The following is a 24,721-nucleotide window of genomic DNA, read 5'->3' on the forward strand; positions in this document are numbered from 1 at the left end:
TTCATTTATGCCGCAGCCTGTTGGGGTTCCGGCACCGTCCGATCTTTGCTTAATAGCCCCAGCACCACAGCCGCCGACACCAGGGTGATGATCGTCAGGATGTGCAGCAGATACTGGAACGCCGAGGCGTAACCCTGCACCAGCCGTTCGTTAGCCAACCCCGGAACTGCGTTGATCGCATGGGCCATATCACCTGTGGTCACCCGGTGCGCGGTCTCGGCAATCAGCGCTGCGTCTGCACCGCCGGCCACTGCTTGTAGATTCGTGTGTAGCAGCGAAGCAAGAATCGCCGCGACACTGGCCAGCGCAATCCCCTCACCCGCCACCCGCACCGTGTTGAAGATCCCGGCCGCCATGCCGGCGCGCTCTTTCGGCACCACGCTGACCGACAGTCCATCCATCAAGCCCCACGGCAGACCCGCGCCAATTCCGATCAATACCATCGGCACCACCAGCGCGAATTTCGGCTCGCCGATGTTGTAAAGGCTCAGCCAGTGCAGCCCCACGGCGGCAATCAGGAAGCCCACGCCCGACAGGATGCCGGCCGAGACAAACCGGGTCATAGACGCCGCCAGCATCGGCACCACCAGCATCGGCGCCGACAGCGCCAGCAACAGCAGGCCGGCATCGATTTCACTCAAGCCTTCAACACCGATAAAGCGCAGCGGCAGCATGACCACCAGCACGATGTAGCAAAAGCAGGTGCCGATCGGCAGCATCTGCACGCCGACGAAGCGCGGAAAGCGGAACAGCGTCAGATCGAGCATTGGACGTTTGACGCGCATTTCGATGAAGACGAACAGCGCCAGCAACAACGCCGAAGCACCCAACAGACCGACCACTAACGGACTGCCCCAACCGCTTTCGGGCGCCTGGATCACTCCGAACGTGAACAGCGCCAGCATCGAGCTGAACGTCACGGTACCCGCCCAGTCGAGACCGCTGGCGTCGGGGTCGCGGGTTTCACGCATGCGCGGCAGGCCGAAGACCATCGCGATCACACCAATCAGCGCGGTGAACACAAAGATCGCGCGCCAGTTGAACGCCTCGATCAACGCTCCGGCCACCAACGGGCCGAACGCGAGACCGATACCAAACGTGGTGCCGAGCATGCTGTACGCACGGGTGCGCGCATGGCCTTCGAATTCCTGCGCCAACGCCGCCGAACCACTGGCCAGCGCCGCCGCACCGGCCACGCCCTGAATCGCCCGCAACACATCCAGCCAGAACACCGAAGGCGCCAGGCTCTGGGCAATCGACGCTGCGGTGAACAACAGCATGCCGGCGGTGAACAGGCGCTTGCGTCCATAGACATCGGCCAACGCCCCCGCCGCCATCAGCAGACTGCCGAACGACAACATGAACGCATTGGTGATCCAGGTCAGCGCCACAGGGCTGCCGCCCAGGTCACGGCCGATGGCCGGCGTCGCCACCGCGCCACCGGTAAAACTTAACGGAAGGACCAGCGCCGACAGGCAAATGGCCGCGAGGATCAGCAGCTTGTCGCGCGTGCCTTGGTGTTGGGAGACGTTTGTCATGATTTCATCCAATGAAAAGAAAATCAGGCTGCGATCAATAGAGCGCAGCCTGCGATAGCTTCAACGAGGGGCTAGGTCAGTCCTTGAAATCCGTGGACAGCGCCAGCTCATTCCACTCGGCCAACTCCTGCGCCACCAAACGGTTCTTCGCTTCGATCCGCGCGATCGTGTCGCTGCCCAGCGCCAGCCGCTGCGGCGGGTTCGGCGCGTTGACCAGCGCCAGCATCGCTTCGGCAAACTTCAGCGGATCACCCGGTTGTGCATGGTTGGCCGCTTCGGCAAAGGTGCGCATCTTGCCGACGGTTTCGTCGTAGTCCGGCAGCACCAGCGCGGTCTTGATCAGCGATTGTTCGTCGAGGAAGTCGGTGCGGAAGAAGCCCGGTTCGACCACCGTGGCATGAATGCCCAGCGGCGCCAGTTCCTGATGCAGCGCTTCGCTGATGCCTTCCACTGCGAACTTGGTCGAGCCGTAGACACCCCAGCCCACGTAGGCCTGATAACCGCCAATCGACGAGATGTTGATGACCCGTCCACTGCGCTGGGCGCGCATGTGTGGCAGGACGGCGCGGGTGACGTTGAGCAGGCCGAACACGTTGGTGGCGAACAGGCGCTCGGTTTCGCTGGCGCTGGTTTCTTCGACGGCGCCCAACACGCCGAAGCCGGCATTGTTGATCAGCACGTCGATGCGGCCGAAGCGCTTGATGCCTGCTGCCACCGCTTGGTGGGCTTCCTCTTCGCGGGTGACGTCCAGCCTTACGGCCAGCAGGTTCGGGTGATCGCCGAGGCGGTCGGTGATGTCTTGCGGGTTGCGGGCGGTGGCAATCACCGCGTCACCGGCACGCAGGGCCTGTTCAGCGATAAGGGTGCCAAAACCACGGGAAGCTCCGGTAATCAGCCAGGTACGCATATCAACTCCTCCTGTCGGTGACCCTGGCGAGATTGCCGGGCCTTCTTGATGAGTTGAGTCGACTTTAAAGCCGTGCTACTGATGTGATAATCCCAACAAATTTGCATGACTTTGTGAAAGGCACTCACAAATGAAAAACCCGTCCACGACGGATCTGTCGATCTTTCTCTGCATTGCCCAGCACTTGAACTTCAGCCGTGCAGCGGTGGATCTGGGCCTGACGCCGTCGGCGCTGAGCCATTCATTGCGAGCGCTGGAAAATCGCCTCGGCGTGCGCCTGTTCAATCGCACCACCCGCAGCGTGGCTCTGACCGAGGCGGGCGAACGGTTGTATGCGCGGCTGAAACCGGCGTTTCGCGATATCGAAGATGCGCTTGAAGACCTCAATCACTTTCGCGACAAGCCCTCGGGCAATCTGCGCATTACCTCCGGGCGCCAGGCGTGCGAGCTGGTGCTGCTGCCTATAGCCAGCGAGTTTCTGAAGATTTACCCGGATATTCGTCTGGAAGTAGTCGAGAGCGATGCGCTGCTGGATATCGTCGCCTCAGGATTCGATGCAGGTGTACGCTTCGGCAACCGGCTGGAAGCTGACATGGTGTCGATGCCCATCGGACCGAATCTGCGTTCAGTGGTGGTCGGCTCGCCCGGTTTTTTCGAACGACATCCCGCGCCACAGAAACCTGAAGATTTGCATGCCCTTCCCTGCATCCGACATCGGTTCCCGAGCGGTTCGATGTACCGTTGGGAATTCGAACGCGGTGGCATTGAACAGGAAATCGAGGTCAACGGCCCCCTGACCCTGGGCGATGTCAGCCTGATGATCGGCCCGGCGTTGAAGGGCTTGGGACTGGCCTATGTGTTCGAGGACATGGCTCGCGAGCACTTGGCGAGCGGACGGCTGGTGCAGGTGCTGGCGGACTGGTGTCCGTACTATCCCGGCCTGCACCTGTACTACCCGAGCCGACGCCATATACCGGCGCCGCTCAAGGCGTTTATCGACTTCGCCCGCAATGCCCGCGAGGGCAAAACGAGCTGAGCCGTTCTACAGATACTTCAACCAGGCGATGTCACGGCGTCGGGCCTTCAGTGCCGAAAACCAGCGCACGGCCGGGAACAAAGCGACCGCCAGCACCATCGCCGCCAGCCACACCGCCGTCACCGACGAGAAACCGAAATAGGTGCCCTGATTGAGCCCGAACAGCGCCACGCCAATCAGGTACAGCACCTTCAGCGCATACAGGTGCAGCAGGTAGAAAAACATCGGCGCCGAGCCGAACACCGTCAGCCAGCGAATCCAGCGTCGATCCTGCGCGCGTTCGAACACCAGCAACAGCAGTAGCCCGACACTCAACGTCAACGTGCTGAACAACAGCGACGGCGGGTATTTGGTGATATTGAAAAAGCTCATCAGGGTTTGCACACCGCTGTCACCGAAAGCCCAGGGTTTCTCGCCGTAACCGTTGACCAGCCGCAGTGCCACAAAGCCCAGCAGCCCGGCGACACCACCGATCAACAAACGGCGCTGGCGCACGCCGGCATCGGCTGCGCGAGCGAACCACGGCCCCAGCGCGTAACCCAGCCCGATCACGCCGATCCACGGCAACAACGGGTACGAGGTGCGCAGACGCAAAGTCTCGCCGGCCTCGATCCAACCGCGGTCATGCAGGATTGCCCATGGCACGTGCAGTGCCGACTCGGTCGGGAAGTGCAGTCCGTCGAGCAGGTTGTGCCCGGCGATGATCGCAACGCTCAACGTCAGCAGCAGCCAGCGTGGCAGCCAGACCAGCAGCGACAGCGCGATCATGCTCAGGCCGATCGCCCATATCACTTGCAGGTAGATCACGGTCGGCGGCAGCTGGAACGTCCAGGCGAAATTCACCAGGGTGAATTCGAGCGCCACCAGAAACAAACCGCGCTTGAACAGGAAGGCACTGACGTCAGCCTTGCCGTCGTACTTCTCGCCGAACAGCCACGCCGACAACCCGGTCAGCAGCACGAACACCGGCGCGCACAGATGTGCCAGGGTGCGGCTGAAGAACAGCGCCGGTTCCGTGCTGGCGATGTCCATCGGGTCGCTGACCTGTCGATGCAGCAGAAAGGTTTCGCGCACGTGGTCCAGCAACATGAACAGAATCACCAGGCCACGCAGCGCATCAATGGACAGCAACCGGCCAGTGGCCGAGGGGGCAGAACGGGGAACCGCAATCGTCATGGAAGTATCGCAATCGAAAGGTTGATCGATGCAGCCGCCCGAAAGCGGCCGCATAATTTGCGTTACCTTATAACATGAAAAACCGATCCAATCGCCAGTGGTTCTCAAGCAGCGATCACGCGGTACGCAGGGTTTCCAGCACGACCTGCAACGGATGGCGTAACTGTCGATCGGCTTGGCGCTTGACCTGACTACGGCAGGAATACCCGGTGGCCAGCGCCTCGCCCTTCTCCGCCGGCGCCTCGATCTGCTTCGCCCAGGACTGCTCGTAAATCACCGCCGAGGTCTCGCGATTGCGCGCTTCGTGTCCGTAAGTACCGGACATCCCACAGCACCCGGTGGCCTGGGTCGCCAGCTTCAGGCCGACACGTTCGAACACCTGCTCCCATTGCCGGGTGGCGGCCGGGGCGTTGGTTTTCTCGGTGCAATGCGCCAGCAGGCGGAAGGTGTCCTCGCGGCGCTGATCGGCCTGCTCCGGCATGACCTTGAGCAACCACTCCTGCACCAGCGCCACCTCCGGGCATTGCTCCATCCCAGGGACTTTCAGATATTCCTGGCGATAGACCAGAGTCATCGCCGGATCGAGCCCCACCAACGGCACCCCGATCTCGGCCAGCGCGCGCAACTGCCCGGCATTGCGCAACGCCGCGCGATTGAACGCCGACAGGAAACCCTGCACGTGCAGCGGCTTGCCGTTGGCACTGAACGGCGCCAGATAAACCTGATAACCGAGACGCGAAATCAGCTCGATCAGATCCGCCAGCAGCGGCGCCTCGAAATACCGCGTGAACGCGTCCTGCACCAGCACCACGCTGCGTTCACGTTGCTCCTGGGTCAGCGCCGAAAGTACCTCGACCGACGCCGGCTGAACCTGCCAGCGACGCATCGCCGCATAAAAATCGAAACGGCTGAGCAACGGCACATCGACCATGCCGCCAAGGCGCTCGATCAAGCGCCGGCTGAACGAGGCGCCCATCACGCCGTTGTAGAGCAACGGAATCCGCGCCATGTACGGAATCGTGTACTCCAGCGAGGCGATCAGATAATCCCGCGCCGGCCGCAGATAACGGGTGTGGTACAGCTCGAGAAACCGCGAGCGGAAGTCCGGCACGTTCACTTTCACCGGGCACTGCCCCGCGCAGGACTTGCACGCCAGGCAGCCGGCCATGGCGTCGTACACCTCGTGGGAGAAGTCCTGTTCCTGCGCACGACTGTTGCGCCAGCGCTGCAGCAATGTGCTGAAAAACGGCGGACGGCGGCTGGCATCGGCCAACACATCAACACCCGCCTCGCCCTGCAAACGCAGCCATTCGCGAATCAGCGAAGCGCGGCCCTTGGGCGATTGCGCGCGCTGGCGGGTGGCTTTCCACGACGGGCACATGGCGTCGTCGGGATCGAAGTTGTAGCAGGCGCCGTTGCCGTTGCAGTGCATCGCCGCGCCGTAGTCCTGCCAGACTTTTTCGTCGATCTGCCGATCGAGTTCGCCGCGCAGGGTCACTTCGTCAATCTTCAACAATACAGCGCCGGGAATGTTCGGCGTGGCGATCTTGCCGGGGTTGAACTGGTTGAACGGATCGAACGCCGCCTTCAAGGCTTGCAACGCCGGGTACAACTCACCGAAGAACGCCGGCGCATATTCCGAACGCAGGCCCTTGCCGTGCTCACCCCACAGCAGGCCGCCGTAACGCTGGGTCAACGCGGCGACGCCGTCCGACACCGGGCGCACCAGTGCAGCTTGTTGCGGATCCTTCATGTCGAGAATCGGCCGTACGTGCAGCACGCCGGCATCGACGTGACCAAACATGCCGTACTGCAATTGGTGGCTGTCGAGCAGGTCGCGCAACTCGGCGATGTACTCGGCCAGGTGCTGTGGCGGCACGGCGGTGTCTTCGACAAACGGCTGTGGCCGCGCTTCACCGGCGACGTTGCCGAGCAACCCCACCGCGCGTTTGCGCATGCCGTAGACGCGATTCACCGCCGCATGCCCGACGGCCAGCGTGTGGCCCAGACGCTCGACCGTGGCGTCGTTGCCCAAGTGCTGGACGAAGGCTTCGACCCGGCGTTGCAACTCCTCGGGATCGTCGCCGCAGAACTCCACCAGGTTGATCCCCAGCGTCGGCCGCTCGGCGCTTTCCGGGAAGTATTCGGCGACGCCGTGCCAGACGATGTCCTGCATCGCCAGCAACAGCACTTTGGAGTCGACGGTTTCGATCGACAATGGCTTGAGCGCCATCAACGCGCGGGCATCGCGCAAGGCATCCATGAAGCCGGCGTAGCGAATGTTCACCAGCATCGTGTGCTTGGGGATCGGCAACACGTTGAGCTTGGCCTCGACCACAAACCCCAGCGAACCTTCAGCACCGCACAGCACGCTGTTGAGGTTGAAACGGTTGTCGGCTTCGCGCAGGTGCGCCAGATCGTAGCCGGTCAGGCAGCGGTTGAGGTCGGGGAAGGTTTCCCGGATCAGCTCGCGCTGCTCATCGATGATCTGCCGCGCGCAGCGATACACCTCGCCGGCCCGGCCCTCGCGGGCGCATTCCGCTGCCAGTTCGCTTTCTTCCAGCGGGCGGCCGTGCAAGCGCTCGCCACCGCGCAGGACCATGTTCAACTCCAGCACGTGGTCGCGGGTCTTGCCGTAAGTGCAGCTGCCCTGGCCGCTGGCGTCGGTGTTGATCATGCCGCCGACGGTGGCACGGTTCGAGGTCGACAGTTCCGGGGCGAAAAACAGCCCGGCGGATTTCAGGGCGGCGTTGAGTTGATCCTTCACCACACCGGCCTGCACCCGTACCCAACGCTGTTCAACGTTGATTTCGAGGATGCGGTTCATGTGTCGCGACAAGTCAACGACGATGCCGTCGGTCAACGACTGGCCGTTGGTGCCGGTGCCGCCGCCGCGAGGGGTGATTACCACTTTCTGGTAAGCCGGCTCGGCGATCAGGCGCGCCAGTAGCGCCACGTCGTCGGCGTCGCGCGGGAACACCGCCGCTTGCGGCAAGCGCTGATAGATCGAGTTGTCGGTAGCCAGCACAACGCGGCTGGCGTAGTCGGCACTGATTTCGCCGCGAAAACCGCCGGTTTCAAGGGCTTTGAGAAACTGTTGGTAATCGGTGTTCAGCGCGGTGGAAGGCGACAGCTGGGCAATCATCGGAAGGGCAATCTCGGTCAAAAACGGGCCGTGTGGCGGTGAACAGTTGTGCGCAATGAATGATTGCGTCACGCTCCCGCCATCTCATAGGCCTTATGTTCATTGCAGAGTGACGCCGGGACAACCGTAAAATCGACCCGCAATCCATGACTAAAACGAATGAATCCGCGAACCCTCACTCCCTCGATGTCGTTGCTGCTGGCATTTGAAGCCGCCGCACGCCATGAAAGCTACACCCGCGCCGCTCACGAACTGTCGCTGACTCAGAGTGCGGTCAGCCGTCAGGTGCAGATACTGGAAAAGATGCTCGGCATGCGCCTGTTCAGTCGCGAAGGCCGGCGGGTGATCCTTACCGACGTCGGGCGCATGTACCAACGCGAACTGTCCGAAGCCCTCGGCCAGATTCGCAGCGCGACGTTGAAGGCCATGGCGTTTGGCTCGGGCATCCACAGTTTGCGCCTGGCGACCCTGCCGACCTTCGGCTCCAAATGGCTGCTGCCGCGCTTGAAGGATTTCTACACCGCGCACCCGGGCATGACAGTGCACCTGCATTCACGCATCGAAACGATCGACTTCGACACCAGCGAAATCGACGCGGCGATTTGCGTCGGCGGCGGTGACTGGCCGGGGCTGACCGCCCACCGCCTGCACACTGAAGAATTGGTGGTGATCGCCAGCACGCAGTTGTCCGATGCCGAACGTCTCACTGCCGACAAGGATATCGCCGGGCAACTGCTGCTCAACGTCAGCAGCAACGCTCAGGCCTGGTCCGAGTGGTTCAGCCATCACGCCCTGCCCCATCGCAGCATGCGCATCGGCCCGAGTTTCGAGATGACCTCGCACCTGATCCAGGCGGTGCGCGCCAATATCGGCATCGGGCTGGTGCCGAGGATTCTGGTGGAGGATGAGTTGCACAACGGCGAGCTGCTGCAACTGGGTGAACCGATCAGCAGCCGGCGCAGCTATTACCTGGTGTACCCGGCGCGTAATGAGTCGCTGGCGTCGCTGAAGGCGTTTCGCGACTGGCTGATACGCACGCTCTGAAACAACTGAGGGCGCCGTTTGGCGCCCTCTGGTTTTGCTCGATCAGAATCGCGGCTTCAGCGCTTTCCAGTCAGGTTTGTAGCGCTGCATCTGCCGCACATCATCGCGCTGACGAATGCCGCAGGTCAGATACTGGTCATGCAGCTTGCCCAGTTGATCGTGATCCAGTTCCAGCCCCAGGCCCGGTGCACGAGTGATCTTCACGCAGCCGTCGACGATCGGCAGTTTGCCGCCCTTGATCACTTCTTCATCCGGCTCCTGCCACGGGTAATGGGTGTCGCAGGCGTAGTCCAGATTCGGCACGGCGGCCGCCACGTGAGCCATCGCCATCAGGCTGATGCCCAGGTGTGAGTTGGAATGCATCGACACGCCGAGGCCGAAGGTGTCGCACATTTTCGCCAGGGTCTGGGTGTCGCGCAGGCCGCCCCAGTAATGGTGATCGGCGAGGACAATCTGCACGCTGTTCAACGCGACGCTACGGCGGAATTCGTCGAAATCGGTGACCACCATGTTGGTCGCCAGCGGCAGCCCGGTGCGTTTGTGCAGTTCGGCCATCCCTTCGAGGCCCGGGGTCGGGTCTTCGTAATACTGCAGGTCATCACCCAGCAACTCGGCCATGCGGATGGAGGTTTCCAGCGACCAGTTGCCGTTGGGATCGATGCGCAGCGGATAACCGGGAAAGGCCTTTTTCAGCGCCTTGATGCACGCCACTTCGTGTTCCGGCGGCAACGTGCCGGCCTTGAGTTTGATGCTCTTGAAGCCATAAGCCTCGATCATTCGCGCGGCCTGGGCGACGATCTGCTGTTCATTCAGCGCCTCGCCCCAGTTGTCCGGTTTGTACGGTGAATCAACGTGCTGCGCATACTTGAAAAACAGGTAGGCGCTGAACGGCACTTCATCACGCACCGCCCCGCCCAACAGGTCCACCAACGGCACATTCAAATAGCGCGCCTGCAAGTCGAGAAACGCCACTTCGAATGCCGAATACGCGTTACTGACGGCCTTGCTGGCGTGGGAACCGGGCGCCAGTTCGGCACCCGCCAGACTGGCCGGTTTGTGGGCAGCGACCGTGGCCTGAACGATCCGACGCAACTGATTGAGGTTGAACGGATCGAGGCCGATCAACTGCGATTGCAACTGTTGCTGGATCGCCAGTGCCGGGGCATCGCCGTAGCTTTCGCCGAGACCGATATAGCCGTTGTCGCTTTCGATCTCGATGATCGAGCGCAGGGCAAACGGTTCGTGGATGCCACTGGCGTTGAGCAGCGGCGGATCACGGAAAGCGATCGGAGTGACGGTGACACGAGTAATTTTCAAAATGACGCTCCTGTTGAGTCGGAATCAGTGGCTCGCCACCGGATTGGCCGTCGGCGCAACGGCGGTCTCGGGTTCAGGCTTTGCCGGGGTTTTGCCTTTGGTGCCGGGCGCCATGCGGGCGAAGAAAATCACCACTGCTGCCACCAGCGAAGTTGCGGCCAGACCATACAGGCCGCCCTCGATGGAGCCGGTGGTCTGCTCCAGAAAACCGAACGCGGTCGGCGCAACGAAGCCACCCAGATTGCCGATGGAGTTGATCAGCGCGATCACCGCCGCCGCGATGCGCGCATCCAGATAGCTTTGCGGAATCGGCCAGAACAGCGCCGAAGCCGCCTTGAAACCGATGGCCGCAAAACAGATCGCGACGAAGGCGAAAATCGGCCCTCCGGTGGTGGACATGAACATGCCGAACGCGGCGATCACCAGAGTCAGCGCGACCCACGCCTGCTGGAATTTCCACTTGCCGGCCAGCGCCGCAAAGCCGTACATCGCGACGATGGAAATGATCCACGGCACCGAGTTGAGAAGTCCGACCTGGAAATCGCCGAGGTTGCCCATTTTCTTGATCATGCTCGGCAGCCAGAAGGTGGCACCGTAGATCGTCAGGGCGATAGAGAAGTAGATGAAGCAGAACAGCGCGATCTGCCGGTCAGCCAACAGTTTGAACATCGAAGGTTTGGCGACGTGGGTTGCTTCGCGGGCACGCTGCTCCTCGGCGATCGCGGCCACCAGCGCCTCGCGCTCCTCTTCGCTCAGCCACTTGGCCTGGCGCGGATGGGATTGCAGCCAGAACCAGACAAACCCGCAGAGCACCACCGACGCGGCGCCTTCGATCAGGAACATCCATTGCCAGCCGTGCAGGCCCAGACCGCTGATATGCAACAGCGCGCCGGACACCGGGCCGGATATCACCGAAGCAATCGCCGAACCGCTGAGAAACACCGCCATGGTCTTGCCGCGCTCCGAGGCCGGCAGCCATTGGGTGAAGTAATAGATGATTCCAGGGAAGAACCCAGCCTCGGCAGCGCCCAGGATGAAGCGCAGCACGTAGAAACTGGTTTCGCCTTTGACGAACGCCATGGCCATCGCCGCTGCGCCCCAGGTGAACATGATCCGCGTCAGCCAGGCGCGGGCGCCGTAGCGTTGCAGAAGCATGTTGGACGGCACTTCAAACAAGGCGTAACCGATGAAAAACAAACCGGCGCCAAGGCCATAAGCAGCGGCGCCAATACCCAGATCGGTTTCCAGATGACTGCGCACGAAACCGATGTTGACCCGGTCGATGTAATTGACGATGAACATCACCACGAACAACGGCAGCACATGGCGCTTGACCTTGGCAGCGGCGCGGGCGAGTACCGTGATGTCCGGCGGACTCTGGAGGGTATTCAAGGGGCGACTCCCGATCTTTGTTTTTGTAGGGATAGCGGTGGCCTTTGAGGCGTAGAGCGATCATGGACGGGGCAATTGATCCCGTCTAATCTAACTTGGCATTCGATTGATACCTGGATTAGATCAATGTTCGAACTCACCCAACTGCGCTGCTTTACCACTGTCGCCACCGAACTCAACTTTCGTCGCGCTGCCGAGCGGTTGAACATGACCCAGCCGCCATTGAGCCGGCAGATCCAGTTGCTGGAGCATCACCTGGGTGTCGAACTGTTTACCCGCAGCACTCGCAGCGTGGCGCTCACCGCTGCCGGCCGGGCGTTTTTCATCGAAGCGCAGAATCTGCTCGAACGCGCGCAACAGGCTGCCGTCACCGCCCGGCGCTTTGCCGAGGGCGATATCGGTTCGGTGAACATCAGTTTTGTCGGCAGCGCGGTGTACGAGTTTCTGCCCAAGGTCATCGCCGAGGCGCGCCTCAAGCAGCCGCAGGTGAAGATCGACCTGACTGAAATGAACACCTATCAGCAACACGAAGCCCTGCGTGCCCGTCGCATCGACCTGGGCATCGTCCGCGCGCCATTGCTCGAGCCGGGTTACGCCACCGAATGTCTGGTGCGCGAGCCGTTTGTGCTGGCGGTGCCGAGCGGCCATCGACTGGCGGAGGCAGACGACGTTTCAGTGAAGGATCTGGATGGGCAACCCTTCCTGATGTATTCCCACGCGGCCTATCCGCCGTTCAACGAATTGCTCACCGGCATGCTGCGCTCCGCCCGGGTCGCTCCGGATTACGTGCAATGGCTGGGGTCTTCGCTGACGATTCTGGCGCTGGTCAATGCGGGCATGGGCCTGGCGCTGGTGCCGCGTTGCGCGACCAGTGTGGTGTTCAGGAGTGTGGTGTTTCGCGAGATCGATCTGGGCGAAGGGGTTCAGAGCGAGCTGCATCTGATCTGGCGGGAGAACAACGACAACCCGGCGTTTGCGATGTTGCTGGAGGGCATTCGCCGGGCGGTGAAGGATGGATGGGGCTAGGAATGGGTATGAGGATATGGAGGGTACTTCGGCGGAGGAGGTGCCTTTGATGCCTCGATCAATGGTTTCTCCAGCCGCTTTCCGTCCGGCCCTACAAAAAGACGCTTTATATGTGGCGGTATTGGTTGTGATGCTCTGGCGGTCATGATGAACCCTCTGATACAGGGCTGAATTCAACCCATTTAACCCTTGTGGAATCTATCAACAAAAATTCCGCACTAATAGGCACCTCCGTTCCATCCTCGTTGATCCAGCAGGGATACTGCATCACAAACTGCCCGCTGGTTGACTCGGGTGGCCAGTCCACCGGCCACCCTAGAACGCGCCTTTCATCATCCAAATGCAGGGTGATAACGCGATCATATTTCGCAAATGCGCTGAACCATTGACTGGGGTAGGAAGATTGTTTCGTGACGTTTCTGCTGCGCAACCAACCATGTAACTTGCCATTCGCTGACAGGCAACAGGCCAACAACCCGAGTACCAGCGATGCAAAAAATGCCCACAACGCTTCAGCCTTCGCATCCCACTTCCCTACAGAAAACCCCTTCTCCCCCACCCACACACAAACCGCTCCAACCCCCAACACCATCCAGTGAATCACAAACGTGAAAATCAACGCCTGCACAATCTGCCCGAACGTATCCGGCCGTTTGAACGCCGTCAGGGTGTAGAAAATCCAGGCCGAGACAAACCCCGGGATCAGGTACTGCAACAGCGGAATCACTTCTTTCACCAGATCATCCATGATCGGTCGCTCCTTGAATCAAAAACAATCCTCCAGAAACAGCAATGCCGGCCCGTAATGGGCCGGCATTTAAAGCCTAGTGCACGCTGGAAAGACGCTTGCGATCAAGTGTCACGGGGCATTACGCATCGTAGAGAAAACAGGGAGCCGTGAGGATTAGTCACAGCCGTGGCACAAAGAAGATCAAACAGGGATTTCTTCAGGTAACCGATGCTCGCGACAGATCAGTTCGATTTCCGGCGGGGCCAACGCTTCGCCGGTCAATCCGCAGACGGCGCCGGCAGTCGATGTCTGGTGGAAGCGACAAGTCCGGCAAAGCCCGTAACTGGGTACGTTTTCGCTGTGTTGAATGTTGCGCAGCAACTCCAGCAACAAGCCTTCCAGATCGCCGGCACGCGCGCCCATGCGTTGCGCGGCATTGCTCAGGAAATCCGGCGGCATCACTGCGTCGATCAGCTCGCGTGCAGTGGTCGTCAATTCCAGATGCACGCTGCGTTTGTCTCGGGCGTCCGGAACCTTGGTCAGAAAACCATGGGTCTCCAGCGCCTTGAGCGACTGCGACACGGTGCCCTTGGTCAGGCCCAGATAATCGGTAACCGCCAGCGGCGTATTCGAATAGCGGTTGCAACGCGCCAGATACAGCAGCGCGCTGAGTTGAATCGGTTGCAGTTCGGCCAGCAGCGGGTGCTCGCGAAACCACACCCGGGTCAGGCTGGACAATCTTTCCAGCAGGTCAAACAACACGGTCATCGCCTGTTTCAATGGGATCGATAATAGTATCGTTTAAAAACCTTATTGACAAAAAACAGTGCCACCTTAGGATTGCGGTGTCGATTCGAAACTTAAACGCACATCGAGGCATTCCATGAAAAGCGCATTGGCATTGACCATCAGCACGCTTCTGGCAACACAAGCCTGGGCCCACGAACCTGAAGGCATTCACAGCGAACCCGGTAAAACAGAGGCCGCTTTCGACCTGGTTCACACCCGTGTTTTCAAGGACGGCAACACACTGGTCTTCGAACAATTGGTCGATGGCAATGCCGGCAGCCGCGTACCGACCGCAAAAGGTTCTTTCGCCGGTGCCGAGGTTTACAGCTACGTCTGGCCCACCAGCCTCGACAGCGGCGCCGTCGGTTTTGAAGCGAACTCCGGCATTCTCGCCCTCGCCCTGACCTCGCACCCGGACTTCGATGACACCCCGCAGCTGGATGAAAACAAGGATGGCAAGAAGGACAACGATGGTGGCCTCTGGCACTCGCACTGGGTGGTTCTGAGCAAGGATGAAAGCTGCGGCCCCGGTGGCCTGAAAGTGCGCGACATCCCCAAGGACGCCAAACCGAAACTGCCCGCGACCTGGCCCGGCGCGCCGATTTACATCGACTCCCCCGGCTACGACCTGAGTGTGAAACAGAACGCCGCGCAGATCCGCGTGCCGCTGGCTGCCGTCGGTTTCCCGCAAAGCTTCAACTATGACGGCGTCACCGCAGCGCTGAAGGTCAATGCCGACCTGCACAACCCGCTGCTGTGTGTCAGCAGCGTCTACGACATCGCCTCGGGCAACCTCTCGCTGCCCGGCACCTGGAAAATGCAGGAGAGCCAATAATGTTCGTCAAAGTATTCGATACCCACGTGCGCACCAAAGATGGCCGCTATCTTCATTTCGACGTGTTGACCGATCGCGAAACCGAAGCGGCAAAGGCCTACGCCCGGCAGTTCCTGATGGACAACGGCTTGCAGGACGAAGACATTTCCCAGAGCCAGTGTCTGTTCTGCCACAGCGAGCCGGCCAATCCGCAGGTCGCCAAGGCCATCGCCGAAGACGGCTATTTCATCATCACCCTGCAAGGTTTCGAGGAGTAACGCCATGACCCGTTATCAGCCGTTGAACTGTGATCTGCACGACTACCTGGAAATCGCCTGCCTGCGCGGCTATCAGCTGGACATCGAGTTGATCGACGGTCAGCGGCTGGTGGCCCGGGCCGTGACCACGCGAACCAGCAGTGACAAAGAAGAATTCCTGGTGATCGAGCAACAAGGCGCGCAACAGGAAATTCGCCTCGACCAACTGCTCGCCATCACACCTCAGGAGACCAACGCCGAGTTCGGTCGGGTGGTACTTACCGGAGAGGTCTGCGGAATCTGAACAAAAAAAATCCCGCACGGCGTCAACCGGGCGGGATTTTCTGTGACACGCCGTTTTACGCGACGACGGGGATCATCGGATCCGCAGCCGCCAGCGCGATGGCACGGTCAGCAGCTGGTGGGTAAATCCACTGGGTGTTGATCTGGGTCTTGAGCGACTTGCCCTCTTCCTTGACCAGTTTCACCTGACGATCCCAGCCTTCGGTGTACACCGCGCCCCAGGCGCCGAGGTCGAGGCAGGTCACGTATTTCGGCTGGCTGTACGGCGTCGGGTCGACACCCAGAATCTGCGCCGCGACGTTGTTGCCGGCGTGACGACCGAGGGAAATCGCGTGCTGGCAGGTCATCAGGGCGAAGTTGCCGATATCGTCGGTGGCGGCATAAGCCACGTCGCCGGTGGCGAAGATGTCGTCCTGGCCGATGACTTTCAGGTTGGCATCAACGTGCAGACGGCCCTGACGATCATGCTCGGCAGGAATCTGTTCGGTCAGGGAGCTCGCGCGCACACCGGTGGTCCAGACGACGGTTTTTGCCTCGATGCGCTGGCCGTCCGACAGGGTCACGCCGTTTTCATCGACCGACAGCACCGACACACCCAATCGCCATTCAACGCCCAGTTCTTTGCTCGCTTCGGCAATCGACACGCTGATGGCTTCGCCCATGGAAGCGCCGACTTTCTGCCCACGGTCAACGATGATCACTTGAACCTTGGCATCAGCGCCCAGCACAGCCCGCAGACGCGCCGGCATTTCAGTGGCGGTTTCGATGCCGGTGAAACCACCGCCGGCGACGACCACGGTGTTGCGCGCCTGGCTTTCAGGCAGGCCAATCAGCGAATCAAGGTGATTTTCCAGGCGAATCGCAGCTTCGATCTGGTCGACGTCAAACGCGTATTGCGCCACGCCCGGGGTGTCCGGCAGGGCCAGGCCGCTGCCGGAGGCCAGTACCAGTTTGTCGTAGTTGAACACCTGCTGCGCACCGGCTGCGTCGGTGTAGCCCACGGTTTTCGCCTGTACGTCGATGGTGTTCGCGGCGCCTTTGATGAAGTTGACGCCGACCGCGTCGAACAGATCGCCCAGCGGCGCCGCCAGCGTGTGGGCATTCGGCTCGTAGAAACGCGGACGAACGCGCAGCTCGGCTTGCGGCGCCAACACGGTCACGTCGATGTTGTCCCGATTGTGAATGTCGACCAGACGCGTGGCGCTCAACGCCGTCCACATGCCACCGAAACCTGCGCCGATTACCAGAATGTGCTGTTTCATTGTTCTCTCCAGGCACGAAGCCAAGTCACTGAATGAGGTTGAAGGATTCACATCATCGGGAGCGGACTCGGCTGTATTTTTCAAGAACGCGGAAGGCTGCTTACCGGATAACGGCGACTGTATTGGTCGCCTTTAAATCCAACAAGTCAGATTTTTTGATGATTAGCATCGAAAACTTCGATGGCTCAGATTGAACTGAACCACCCTATTTAACTCGTTGATTTAGCTGAAAACCAAGAAAAACGGGATCCTCATAGCCAAAAAACCAAAGCGTTCCCGAATTGTTTGCCACGAACAACCCTGATAACATCGGCGACAAATACAGTCGGAGATAGTTATGTCCCTTTACAGTGCGGGGGTCGAGTACGGCATTCACTGCCTGGCCTTTCTGGTGGGCAGCGGCGGTGACAGTCGTGAAGCCAGCGTGCGTGACCTGGCAGAGCTGCAAGGGGTGCCGCTGGATTACCTGGCGAAGATCTTCACCAAACTGGCCAAAGGCAAACTGGTGGAATCCACCGGCGGTGTGCGCGGCGGCTTCACCCTGGCGCGTCCGGCGGATGAAATCACCCTGCTCGATATCGTCAATGCCATCGATGGTCCCAAGAACATTTTCGAATGCCGGGACATTCGCGGACGCTGCGCGCTGTTCGACGGCTCCCCGCCGGACTGGGCACTGGACGGCACCTGCTCGATTCACGCCGCGATGATGACCGCGCAAAAGCGTATGGAAGAAGCCCTCGCCCAACAGACCATCCTCGACATCGCCAGAAAGGTCGGGCGCAAGGCGCCGGCGGGCTTCAATAGCCAAGTGGAAGACTGGATGCAGGATCGTCGGGAAAAAAAGACTGGCGGCGCCGGCATTCCGCTCACCGACATCTCGGACTGAGCCCGATCAGCAGGCAAAAAAAAGCAGAAACCGATCTCCGGTTTCTGCTTTTTTTATTTCGCCATTACAGGCAGTCGCGCACCGCTTTGCGCAACGACCCGGACTTCGCCCACGGCGGCCCCTGGTACAGGGAAACGCGGCTGCCGTCCTTGTACTTGACCACATCGAGAATCTCGTCGGCGGTGACGATGCTCGGCGCGGTGATCCGGTAGCCATTGGAAATCGCTGTCTGGGACGTCTTGGCAACGTCCTGCTGCCATAGCGGCAATACACATGCGGCGTAGTCCTTGGGAGTCTTGTCGCTGGTCTTGCTGACATTCGGCTCGCCCGGCACCAGTGACGCAGGCAACGAACAACCGGCCAATGCCGCCATCAGCATCCCTCCGATCAACATCCGCATAGTGATTCCTTCATCTGAAAAAACGCAAATGTACCCTGTAACTGTTCGGACATCCATCGTAGCGCTCTGCCGGTACTCCCCGAAAACCGGGCCATTCAGCTCACCGACAGAAGACCTTGCCCCACACCGGAAAAATGCGGCTACTCTGTTTTACCGAGAATGTTCCGGAGGTGATCATGCGGCTCAATGAATACGAACACGAACTTCAGCGTGACCTGCAAAGCGTGGCATCGGACCTGAGATGGTCGGCGGTGGACCTCAAGCGCATCGCCGAGCAACTGCGTCAGTCGGGCAACGAGGCGGACGCCCAGGCGGTACTGCGATCCTGCGAAGTGCTGCAAAGCGATGAAGAACGCCTGCAACTGTATGCCCGGGAAGTGAAAGCCCGCGCCATCAGCCGAACCAAAGTCCACTGAAACCCACCCGGTCCACAACAAAAAGCCCCGGACATCCGGGGCTTTTTCTCCACAGGCCTTCAGCCTGTCTTGCGACCGCGTACACGGCTTTTGTACCCCGGCAGCGCAGCGGCGTAGGCCAGCGCTTCTTCGCGACTGGCAAACGAAGCGAGCCGGTCACCCTGCGTGCAGACCCGCCACGGGCCGTTGTTCACGCTGAGTACGTCGTAGCCATTCATGTGCATTTTGTTCAGCATCGCCATGCTCATAGGCACCTCCTGTCTTCTAACGAACTTTTGCACCTTACACCCGCAACACGCAGTCGTGCCGACCGGACGTCGCACCGTGGCCGCGTCAAGTCTCCGGCACTTTTGCCGCTTCCAGGCACTCAGAAGCTCTAAACCGGTAGCGGCCCAAATATTGCTAATTCATGACAGATTTATGACAACCGGCAATCGGGTAACACATGAAAGTACGAGCAACCGTCATCTGCGAACAGGATCGACACATTCTCCTGGTGCGCAAACCCAGGTGCCGCTGGACGCTTCCGGGGGGCACCGTCGAACCGGGAGAAACCCGCGCGCAAGCCGCCGTCCGAGAACTCAAGGAGGAAACCGGGCTGGACAGCAATGACATGCTTTATCTGATGGAATTGCAGAACGGCAGCACCCGCCACCACGTCTACGAGGCATCGGTGCTGAACATCGATCAGGTTCGCCCGCTGAATGAAATCGTCGACTGTCTCTGGCATCCGCTCGATGCGGTGCAGAATCTGAACGTCAGCGACGCCACGCTGAGCATCGTCCGCGCCTTTCAGCGACGTCTTTGACCCTCAGCCGGCGAAGGCCCGGCGTCCGGCGCTCATCTCAGTGCGCAATTCACCGATGAAATTGGAGATGTCACGAATGGTGACCAGATGCTCCGGGGACACCCCGTTGAGCAACAGGTTGACACGCCCGCTGTCGGGTTCGTAAACCTTGATCTGCAAGAGGCCCTGCGCCGTTTCGGTGCAATCGCAATACAGCGGCGAAAAGCCGGATTCGACGATGCGGCAAATGTCGGTAATGGCAATCATGGGGGCACGCCTCACAGGCGCAGGCTCGGGCGACCCGATCAGCATAGATGAGCTTTTGTCGCCTTGCTCTCACCGACACCCGCAAAATTTGCCAACCGCTTCACATCTTCAAGTCGCCACTCTCAATGCGCGTCATGGTCCCAAATCCAGTTCCAGATCCCCGGCAGATTCACCGGCTTCGACGACTCACCCACCGTGCGCGCCAGCGCGGCTTTTTCCAGTGCTGCGCGATCCTCATAGAACGGTTTGTCCGCCAGTCGCACGCCGGTGGCGGCGGCGCTTTCGAGCAGAATCTGCAAGTACTCGCGGGTATGGCGGGCGGTGTAGCGGTTGAGATCGTGGAAGGTCACCACCACCGGAATCACCCCGTCCACCGTTGGCAATTCACCGAGGGCAATCCGTTCGCGGACTTCCGACAGCTGACGCAGCATGTTCGCCCGCCGCCGGGGGCTGGCGTTGAAGCCCCAGATCTTGCCGTCGTTGGCGCTCAGGTCAGTCAGCAAAACCTGCATGTGGTGCTGCTGATAGGCGGCGAAGGTGCGTTTGTCGTAGTTCCAGAACGGCGGACGCAGCAATGTTGGCGGCGCGCCGGTGATCGCCGCGATGTCCGCCGAGCCGTTGGTCAACGTGGTTTCGAGCTCATCCGGGTCGAGCAATCGATGATTGGTGTGCCAATGGGTTGCAGTGTGAAAGCCCAGAATGTGCCCTTCAGCGTGCTCGCGGCGCATCACCTGCCGGCCGATCTCACTGTTGCCCGCTCGCGGCGCGCGGGTCTGGACGAAAAACACCGCTTTGATCCCCGGTTGCAGCGGGTTGTCCTTGAGGCTGTCGAGCACGGTGTCGGTGGGATTGAAAAAACTGGAAGCGCTGGGCCCGTCATCGAAGGTCAACAGAAAGCGCACAGGCGCCTGCTCTTTGAGCCGGGCTTCTGTCTGCGCGGTCATTTCAATGGGAGCGGCGATGCACCCGGCCAGCCCGACGGCCACCGCCATCGCGCAGAAAAGCTTGAACCACTGTGTCATGTTTTGCCTTGAGCCCGACCGTTGCGGTCATGTTGTCGATTGGCAAAACTCCTTCGCCGCTGCTGCCTCCCTGCGACCCATTGAGATGGGCCGAGGTTGGATAAAGATACACAGGGTTTGGTTCCGGCGCTCGCTCAGCGTGCCAGTGCCTGTTGAAACGAGCTGTCGATGATCCCCGCCGTGGCCAGCGGAGCCGGCAGCGCCTTGACCTTGAACAGGAAGTCGGCGGTGCTTTGCAGATCGGCGGCGGCCTGCTGATCCACCGGGCCGACCGTCATGTGCGCCTGGCGCAACCAGTGCCGCGAAACCTGCTGATCGAGGTTGGCTTTCTTCGCCCACAGGTCGGCGTATTCGTCGGTGTGGCTGTCGACCCAGGCCCGGGCCTGCTTCAGGCGCCCGAGGAAATCGGCGATCGCTTCGCGCTTGCTGTCGATGGACGGCGCAGACGCGGCGATGGCGCTCAAACCCGGCATCAGGTTTTTCGCGGTGAGAATCGGCCGCGCACCGGAGAACACGATCTGCTGGGAAATGTAGGGTTCCCAGACCGGGAACGCATCGATGCTGCCTTGCGGTAGCGCCGCCGCTGCATCGATCGGCATCAGCTTGACGAAGTCGACGTAGTTCTCCGGCAAACCGCCCTGCTCCAGTGCCCGCAAGGTCAATTGCTGACTCCAGGCACCCGGCCAGTAGGCGACTTTTTTGCCCTTCAGGTCCTCGATGGTTTTCACCGGAGAATCCTTGGGCACCAACAGGGCGATGGTGTCCGGGTTCTGTCGCGACACCCCGATCAGTTTCACCGGCGCCTGTTTGGCAGCCAGAAACAGAAACCCCGAATCCCCCAGGAAACCCAGATCCAGGGATCCGGTCTGCAACGCCTCGGCCAATGGCGCGGCAGCCTGGAAGTGTTTCCAGTCGACCGTGTAAGGCGCGTCCTTCAACACGCCGGACGCCTCTATGGACGCGCGGATGTTGTAGTAATTCTGGTCGCCGACGTGCAGGACCAAGGGTTCCGCAGCGTAGGTCAATGGCGTGGCAAACAGTGCGCTGGTCAACGCGGCGCGTAGGAAACGTGAGAGCTTCATGGCGAGTCCTGCAAAGGGATTTTTATAGACCATAACGCTCTTACAAATCAGATTTTAAATTCGATTTTCGCATAAGCTCAGCACCTTCCCGCCGCACTGTTGGCCGAGCAACAGTGGCTCGGCACAGTGTTTTCCCTGCAACACTTCCGACCTGAAAAACCGGCGTCAAACCCCGTAAATACGGGACAACGCGCACATGGCACAGAGCCTGCAATATTCCATTCATGCAGGAAGCATTCGATAAAAATATCTTTTTGGACATAAGAATCTGTTGCCTTGCCGGAGCGTGCCCATGAAATCCCTCTTACCGTTTTCCCGCGTCAAAACGCTGCTCGCGGCCTGCGCAGTCGCCCTGAGCCTGCACCCTTTCGCCCACGCTGCCGAAGCGCCGCCGGCCGAAGTGCATCTGGATTACGCCTATTACTCGCCGGTCAGCCTGGCGCTCAAACATCTGGGCTACCTGGAAAAAGCCTTGCCCCAGAGCAAAGTCAGCTGGGTGCTGAGCCAGGGCAGCAACCGCTCGCTGGAGTACCTCAACAGCGGCGGCGTGGATTTCGCCTCGTCGGCCAGCCTCGCCGCGGTACTCAGCCGTGCCAATGGCAGCCCGATCAAATCGGTCTACGTCTACAGCCGCGCCGAATGGACCGCGCTGGTGGTGCGCAAGGACTCGCCGATCCAGTCCGTCGCCGACCTCAAGGGCAAGAAAATCGCCGCTACCAAAGGCACCGATCCGTACCTGTTCACCTTGCGCACCCTGCAACAGGCCGGGCTGAAAAAGGACGATGTGGAACTGGTGCACCTGCAACACCCGGACGGCCGCACCGCGCTGGAGAAAGGCGATGTCGACGCCTGGGCCGGCCTCGATCCGCACATGGCCGCCAGCCAGGTGCAGGCCGGTTCGCGCCTGCTGTACCGCAATCGCGACTTCAACAGCTACGGCGTGGTCAGCGTTACCGAGCAATACGCCAAGCAACACCCGCAAACCATCGACACCGTGATCAAGGCCTATGAGCAGGCCCGCGAATGGTCGGTGAAGAACCCCGACGAATTGGCAAAGTTGCTCGCCAGCGAATCCGGCCTGCCGCTGGACGTGGCCAAACTGCAACTGTCGCGCACCGACCTGAGCAGCCCGCAACTGACCGCCAGGGACGTGCTGGCCTCGAAAGCCGCCGCGCCGATTCTGGTCTCCGAAGAACTGGTGCGCCGTGGAGTGAATGTCGACCAGGTCATCGATCAGTTGATCGACACCGGTTTCCAGCAAGTCGCCGCCGCCCAGTAACCGATCAGGCTCATGACAAGTCCGCGCCCGTCGCGGATTTGTCGTGAGCGGAGAACCGTCCATGAGCAACGACTTGCCCGCCCGCCTCGCCTTGTCGGCACCACGGCGAAAACTCCCACTGCTGAATCCGCTCTGGCGCCGGCGCCTTAAGGGCCTGGCCCTGCCATTGCTGATCGTGATCGCCTTGGAATTTATCGTACGCATCGGCTGGCTGCCGTCCTACCAGATGCCGGCGCCGAGCGAGATTGCCCTGACCCTTACAGATCTGGCCGAAGGCGCCTTGTGGAAACACATCGGCGCCAGCCTGATTCGCGTGCTGCTGGGGTTTGCCATCGGCGCGAGTCTGGCGCTGGTGTTCGCCGCATGGGTCGGCCTCAGCCGCGAAGCCGAGGCCTATCTGGAACCGACCTTCGCCGCGCTGCGTTCGATTCCCAGCCTGGCCTGGGTGCCGCTGTTGTTGCTGTGGCTGGGGATCGACGAGACCTCGAAAATCGTCCTGATCGCCATCGGCGCGTTCTTCCCGGTTTACGTCAACGTGGTCGCGGCGATTCGCAACATCGACCGCAAACTGGTGGAGGTCGGGCATATCTACGGTTTCAGTCCGCTGCAACTGGTGCGACGGATTCTGTTGCCAGCTGCCCTGCCCGGTCTGTTTACCGGATTGCGCAGCGGCATGAGCCTGTCGTGGATGTTTCTGGTGGCGGCCGAACTGATCGCGGCGACCAAAGGGCTGGGTTACCTGCTCAGTGACGGTCGCGAGACTTCGCGACCGGACATCGTGCTGGCCGCGATCATCGTCCTGGCACTGCTCGGCAAACTCAGCGATGGCCTGCTGGCCATATTGGAACGCCGCTGGCTGGTCTGGCGCGACGCCTTCACCGGCCAGGGCAGCAAGGATTGAACCGTGCAACTAAACTGAAGCCTTCAGGCAGCTGGTTCGCCGGAGGATCGGCCGATGTGCGGAAGACTGTCGCAATACCGTGGCATCCACGATTTCGTCGCGGTGCTGAGCATTCCCGATGCGCTGATCAATCACGTCGGCGACGCACCGCTGGCGCATTACAACGCTGCGCCCACCACGTCACTAGCGATCCTCCATCAGCACCGACAACGGCTATACGCCGACAATCTGCGCTGGGGCTGGCGCCCGCACTGGGCCAAGGATCGCGCTGCGCCAATCAACGCGCGGGTGGAAAAAGTCGCCCACGGGCCGTTCTTTCGAGCGATCTGGCGCCATCGACTGATCGTGCCGGTCGACAACTGGTTCGAGTGGGTCGATGCACCCGACAAGAGCCGACAGCCGTGGCTGATTCGTCGCGCCGACCATCAACCGGTTTTCTGCGCCGCCATCGGCCAGTTTCCGATACCCGGCGAACCTCCACGGGAAGACGACGGCTTCGTCATCATCACCGCCGACAGCGAAGGTGGCTTGCTCGATGTGCATGACCGTCGCCCGATTGTGCTGCACGCCGATCGGGTACAGGAATGGCTCGATCCCGCCACGCCCACCGAGCGCGCCGAGCAGATGCTGCTGTTTGAAGCCGAACCCAGCGAAGCGTTCCAATGGCACAAAGTCGGCAAAGCGGTGGGCAACTCCCGCAATCAGGGGTCTGAATTGATTGAAGCGGTGACGTAAATAAATGCCGATGCGGTGCGTTATCAAGAGCAGGAATTCACGAATTGAATCCTGCGCGTTACACCCGGTGTTTCAAACGCGAAACATTCAACATAAACAGTCGTTTGATTGAACTAACCGCCTGTCTGACATTTCAACCGTCATACATACATTTACAAACACTACGGATAGCATGCGCGCCGCATTTCCTTTTGGCATACCAGTTGACCA

The 24,721-nt window shown here is 60.6% G+C and carries 26 protein-coding genes; 12 read left to right on the forward strand and 14 right to left on the reverse strand.

Going from position 1 to position 24,721, the window contains the following annotated elements:
• Positions 1–5: 5 nt before the first annotated feature.
• Positions 6–1,538: an MFS transporter gene (locus tag AC07XZ_RS18805; RefSeq protein ID WP_102687089.1), complete on the reverse strand. Its 1,533-nt coding sequence runs from the start codon at positions 1,536–1,538 to the stop codon at positions 6–8.
• Between the two features lie 76 nt (positions 1,539–1,614).
• The gene (locus AC07XZ_RS18810; protein ID WP_102687088.1) at positions 1,615–2,445 is read right to left on the reverse strand and encodes an oxidoreductase; all 831 of its coding nucleotides are present in this window, start codon (positions 2,443–2,445) and stop codon (positions 1,615–1,617) included.
• A 130-nt stretch (positions 2,446–2,575) separates the two neighbouring features.
• On the opposite strand from AC07XZ_RS18810, the gene AC07XZ_RS18815 reads away from it, so the two are divergent.
• Entirely contained in the window at positions 2,576–3,481 is a 906-nt protein-coding gene (locus tag AC07XZ_RS18815; RefSeq protein ID WP_102687087.1) for a LysR family transcriptional regulator, read from the forward strand.
• Between the two features lie 6 nt (positions 3,482–3,487).
• On the opposite strand, the gene AC07XZ_RS18820 is transcribed toward AC07XZ_RS18815, so the two are convergent.
• Positions 3,488–4,657, reverse strand: a complete 1,170-nt coding sequence (locus AC07XZ_RS18820) for an acetyltransferase domain-containing protein (protein ID WP_102687104.1) — start codon at positions 4,655–4,657, stop codon at positions 3,488–3,490.
• Between the two features lie 115 nt (positions 4,658–4,772).
• On the reverse strand, positions 4,773–7,802 hold the full coding sequence (gene ydiJ / locus AC07XZ_RS18825; protein ID WP_102687086.1) for a D-2-hydroxyglutarate dehydrogenase YdiJ: 3,030 nt from the start codon (positions 7,800–7,802) through the stop codon (positions 4,773–4,775).
• Between the two features lie 159 nt (positions 7,803–7,961).
• Here ydiJ and AC07XZ_RS18830 point away from each other — a divergent pair, with 159 nt between their 5' ends.
• Positions 7,962–8,846 carry a LysR substrate-binding domain-containing protein gene (locus AC07XZ_RS18830; RefSeq protein WP_173892765.1) on the forward strand — a complete coding sequence of 295 codons (885 nt, stop codon included), beginning with the start codon at positions 7,962–7,964 and terminating at the stop codon, positions 8,844–8,846.
• 42 nt (positions 8,847–8,888) lie between these two features.
• Here AC07XZ_RS18830 and AC07XZ_RS18835 read toward each other — a convergent pair whose 3' ends face one another.
• Complete coding sequence (locus AC07XZ_RS18835; RefSeq protein WP_102687085.1) at positions 8,889–10,163, reverse strand: glucarate dehydratase family protein; 1,275 nt, start codon at positions 10,161–10,163, stop codon at positions 8,889–8,891.
• Positions 10,164–10,187: 24 nt separating this feature from the next.
• Complete coding sequence (locus AC07XZ_RS18840; RefSeq protein ID WP_085746197.1) at positions 10,188–11,555, reverse strand: MFS transporter; 1,368 nt, start codon at positions 11,553–11,555, stop codon at positions 10,188–10,190.
• A gap of 126 nt (positions 11,556–11,681) precedes the next feature.
• Here AC07XZ_RS18840 and AC07XZ_RS18845 point away from each other — a divergent pair, with 126 nt between their 5' ends.
• A complete protein-coding gene (locus AC07XZ_RS18845) occupies positions 11,682–12,581 on the forward strand; it encodes a LysR family transcriptional regulator (RefSeq protein WP_085746196.1) in 900 nt (299 codons plus the stop codon).
• 142 nt (positions 12,582–12,723) lie between these two features.
• Here AC07XZ_RS18845 and AC07XZ_RS18850 read toward each other — a convergent pair whose 3' ends face one another.
• Both AC07XZ_RS18850 and AC07XZ_RS18855 read right to left on the reverse strand, forming a co-directional pair.
• Entirely contained in the window at positions 12,724–13,329 is a 606-nt protein-coding gene (locus tag AC07XZ_RS18850) for a DUF6338 family protein (protein ID WP_085746195.1), read from the reverse strand.
• Positions 13,330–13,512: 183 nt separating this feature from the next.
• Positions 13,513–14,079, reverse strand: coding sequence for a MarR family winged helix-turn-helix transcriptional regulator (locus AC07XZ_RS18855; RefSeq protein WP_102687084.1), 567 nt, complete (start codon positions 14,077–14,079; stop codon positions 13,513–13,515).
• 115 nt (positions 14,080–14,194) lie between these two features.
• Here AC07XZ_RS18855 and AC07XZ_RS18860 point away from each other — a divergent pair, with 115 nt between their 5' ends.
• Genes AC07XZ_RS18860 through AC07XZ_RS18870 form a run of 3 tightly spaced genes read left to right on the forward strand, consistent with a single transcriptional unit; the run spans position 14,195 to position 15,475 of the window.
• Positions 14,195–14,935 carry a hypothetical protein gene (locus AC07XZ_RS18860; protein ID WP_085746193.1) on the forward strand — a complete coding sequence of 247 codons (741 nt, stop codon included), beginning with the start codon at positions 14,195–14,197 and terminating at the stop codon, positions 14,933–14,935.
• Positions 14,935–15,192, forward strand: coding sequence for a DUF2024 family protein (locus AC07XZ_RS18865; RefSeq protein WP_085746192.1), 258 nt, complete (start codon positions 14,935–14,937; stop codon positions 15,190–15,192). The genes AC07XZ_RS18860 and AC07XZ_RS18865 overlap by 1 nt, the downstream gene beginning before the upstream one ends.
• Before the next feature lie 4 nt (positions 15,193–15,196).
• Entirely contained in the window at positions 15,197–15,475 is a 279-nt protein-coding gene (locus AC07XZ_RS18870) for a Rho-binding antiterminator (RefSeq protein WP_085746191.1), read from the forward strand.
• A gap of 55 nt (positions 15,476–15,530) precedes the next feature.
• Here AC07XZ_RS18870 and AC07XZ_RS18875 read toward each other — a convergent pair whose 3' ends face one another.
• Complete coding sequence (locus tag AC07XZ_RS18875) at positions 15,531–16,736, reverse strand: NAD(P)/FAD-dependent oxidoreductase (RefSeq protein ID WP_085746190.1); 1,206 nt, start codon at positions 16,734–16,736, stop codon at positions 15,531–15,533.
• Positions 16,737–17,073: 337 nt separating this feature from the next.
• On the opposite strand from AC07XZ_RS18875, the gene AC07XZ_RS18880 reads away from it, so the two are divergent.
• Positions 17,074–17,622 (forward strand): RrF2 family transcriptional regulator, encoded by a 549-nt coding sequence (locus AC07XZ_RS18880; RefSeq protein WP_007950499.1) that lies wholly within the window; start codon positions 17,074–17,076, stop codon positions 17,620–17,622.
• Positions 17,623–17,686: 64 nt separating this feature from the next.
• Here the strand turns inward: AC07XZ_RS18880 and AC07XZ_RS18885 are convergent, their stop codons facing one another.
• Positions 17,687–18,022 (reverse strand): hypothetical protein, encoded by a 336-nt coding sequence (locus AC07XZ_RS18885; protein ID WP_041475321.1) that lies wholly within the window; start codon positions 18,020–18,022, stop codon positions 17,687–17,689.
• A gap of 176 nt (positions 18,023–18,198) precedes the next feature.
• Here AC07XZ_RS18885 and AC07XZ_RS18890 point away from each other — a divergent pair, with 176 nt between their 5' ends.
• Positions 18,199–18,438, forward strand: a complete 240-nt coding sequence (locus AC07XZ_RS18890) for a hypothetical protein (protein WP_007950501.1) — start codon at positions 18,199–18,201, stop codon at positions 18,436–18,438.
• Between the two features lie 59 nt (positions 18,439–18,497).
• On the opposite strand, the gene AC07XZ_RS18895 is transcribed toward AC07XZ_RS18890, so the two are convergent.
• A complete protein-coding gene (locus tag AC07XZ_RS18895; RefSeq protein WP_039766970.1) occupies positions 18,498–18,686 on the reverse strand; it encodes a hypothetical protein in 189 nt (62 codons plus the stop codon).
• A 197-nt stretch (positions 18,687–18,883) separates the two neighbouring features.
• On the opposite strand from AC07XZ_RS18895, the gene AC07XZ_RS18900 reads away from it, so the two are divergent.
• Positions 18,884–19,246: an NUDIX hydrolase gene (locus AC07XZ_RS18900; protein WP_102687083.1), complete on the forward strand. Its 363-nt coding sequence runs from the start codon at positions 18,884–18,886 to the stop codon at positions 19,244–19,246.
• Positions 19,247–19,249: 3 nt separating this feature from the next.
• Here AC07XZ_RS18900 and AC07XZ_RS18905 read toward each other — a convergent pair whose 3' ends face one another.
• The 3 genes from AC07XZ_RS18905 to AC07XZ_RS18915 all read right to left on the reverse strand — a co-directional run bounded on the left by AC07XZ_RS18905 (position 19,250) and on the right by AC07XZ_RS18915 (position 21,596).
• Positions 19,250–19,492, reverse strand: a complete 243-nt coding sequence (locus tag AC07XZ_RS18905; protein ID WP_007950507.1) for a DUF1652 domain-containing protein — start codon at positions 19,490–19,492, stop codon at positions 19,250–19,252.
• A 122-nt stretch (positions 19,493–19,614) separates the two neighbouring features.
• Positions 19,615–20,514, reverse strand: a complete 900-nt coding sequence (locus tag AC07XZ_RS18910) for a polysaccharide deacetylase family protein (protein WP_102687082.1) — start codon at positions 20,512–20,514, stop codon at positions 19,615–19,617.
• 134 nt (positions 20,515–20,648) lie between these two features.
• Complete coding sequence (locus tag AC07XZ_RS18915) at positions 20,649–21,596, reverse strand: ABC transporter substrate-binding protein (protein WP_011334669.1); 948 nt, start codon at positions 21,594–21,596, stop codon at positions 20,649–20,651.
• A gap of 292 nt (positions 21,597–21,888) precedes the next feature.
• On the opposite strand from AC07XZ_RS18915, the gene AC07XZ_RS18920 reads away from it, so the two are divergent.
• The 3 genes from AC07XZ_RS18920 (at position 21,889) to AC07XZ_RS18930 (ending at position 24,511) form a co-directional block, all read left to right on the forward strand.
• Positions 21,889–22,875 carry an aliphatic sulfonate ABC transporter substrate-binding protein gene (locus AC07XZ_RS18920; protein ID WP_102687081.1) on the forward strand — a complete coding sequence of 329 codons (987 nt, stop codon included), beginning with the start codon at positions 21,889–21,891 and terminating at the stop codon, positions 22,873–22,875.
• 61 nt (positions 22,876–22,936) lie between these two features.
• Positions 22,937–23,776 carry an ABC transporter permease gene (locus AC07XZ_RS18925; protein ID WP_011334671.1) on the forward strand — a complete coding sequence of 280 codons (840 nt, stop codon included), beginning with the start codon at positions 22,937–22,939 and terminating at the stop codon, positions 23,774–23,776.
• Positions 23,777–23,830: 54 nt separating this feature from the next.
• Positions 23,831–24,511: an SOS response-associated peptidase gene (locus AC07XZ_RS18930; RefSeq protein WP_102687080.1), complete on the forward strand. Its 681-nt coding sequence runs from the start codon at positions 23,831–23,833 to the stop codon at positions 24,509–24,511.
• Positions 24,512–24,721: the final 210 nt, after the last annotated feature.

The sequence above is a fragment of the Pseudomonas sp. GW458-11-26-14-LB4 genome, assembly GCF_059423925.1.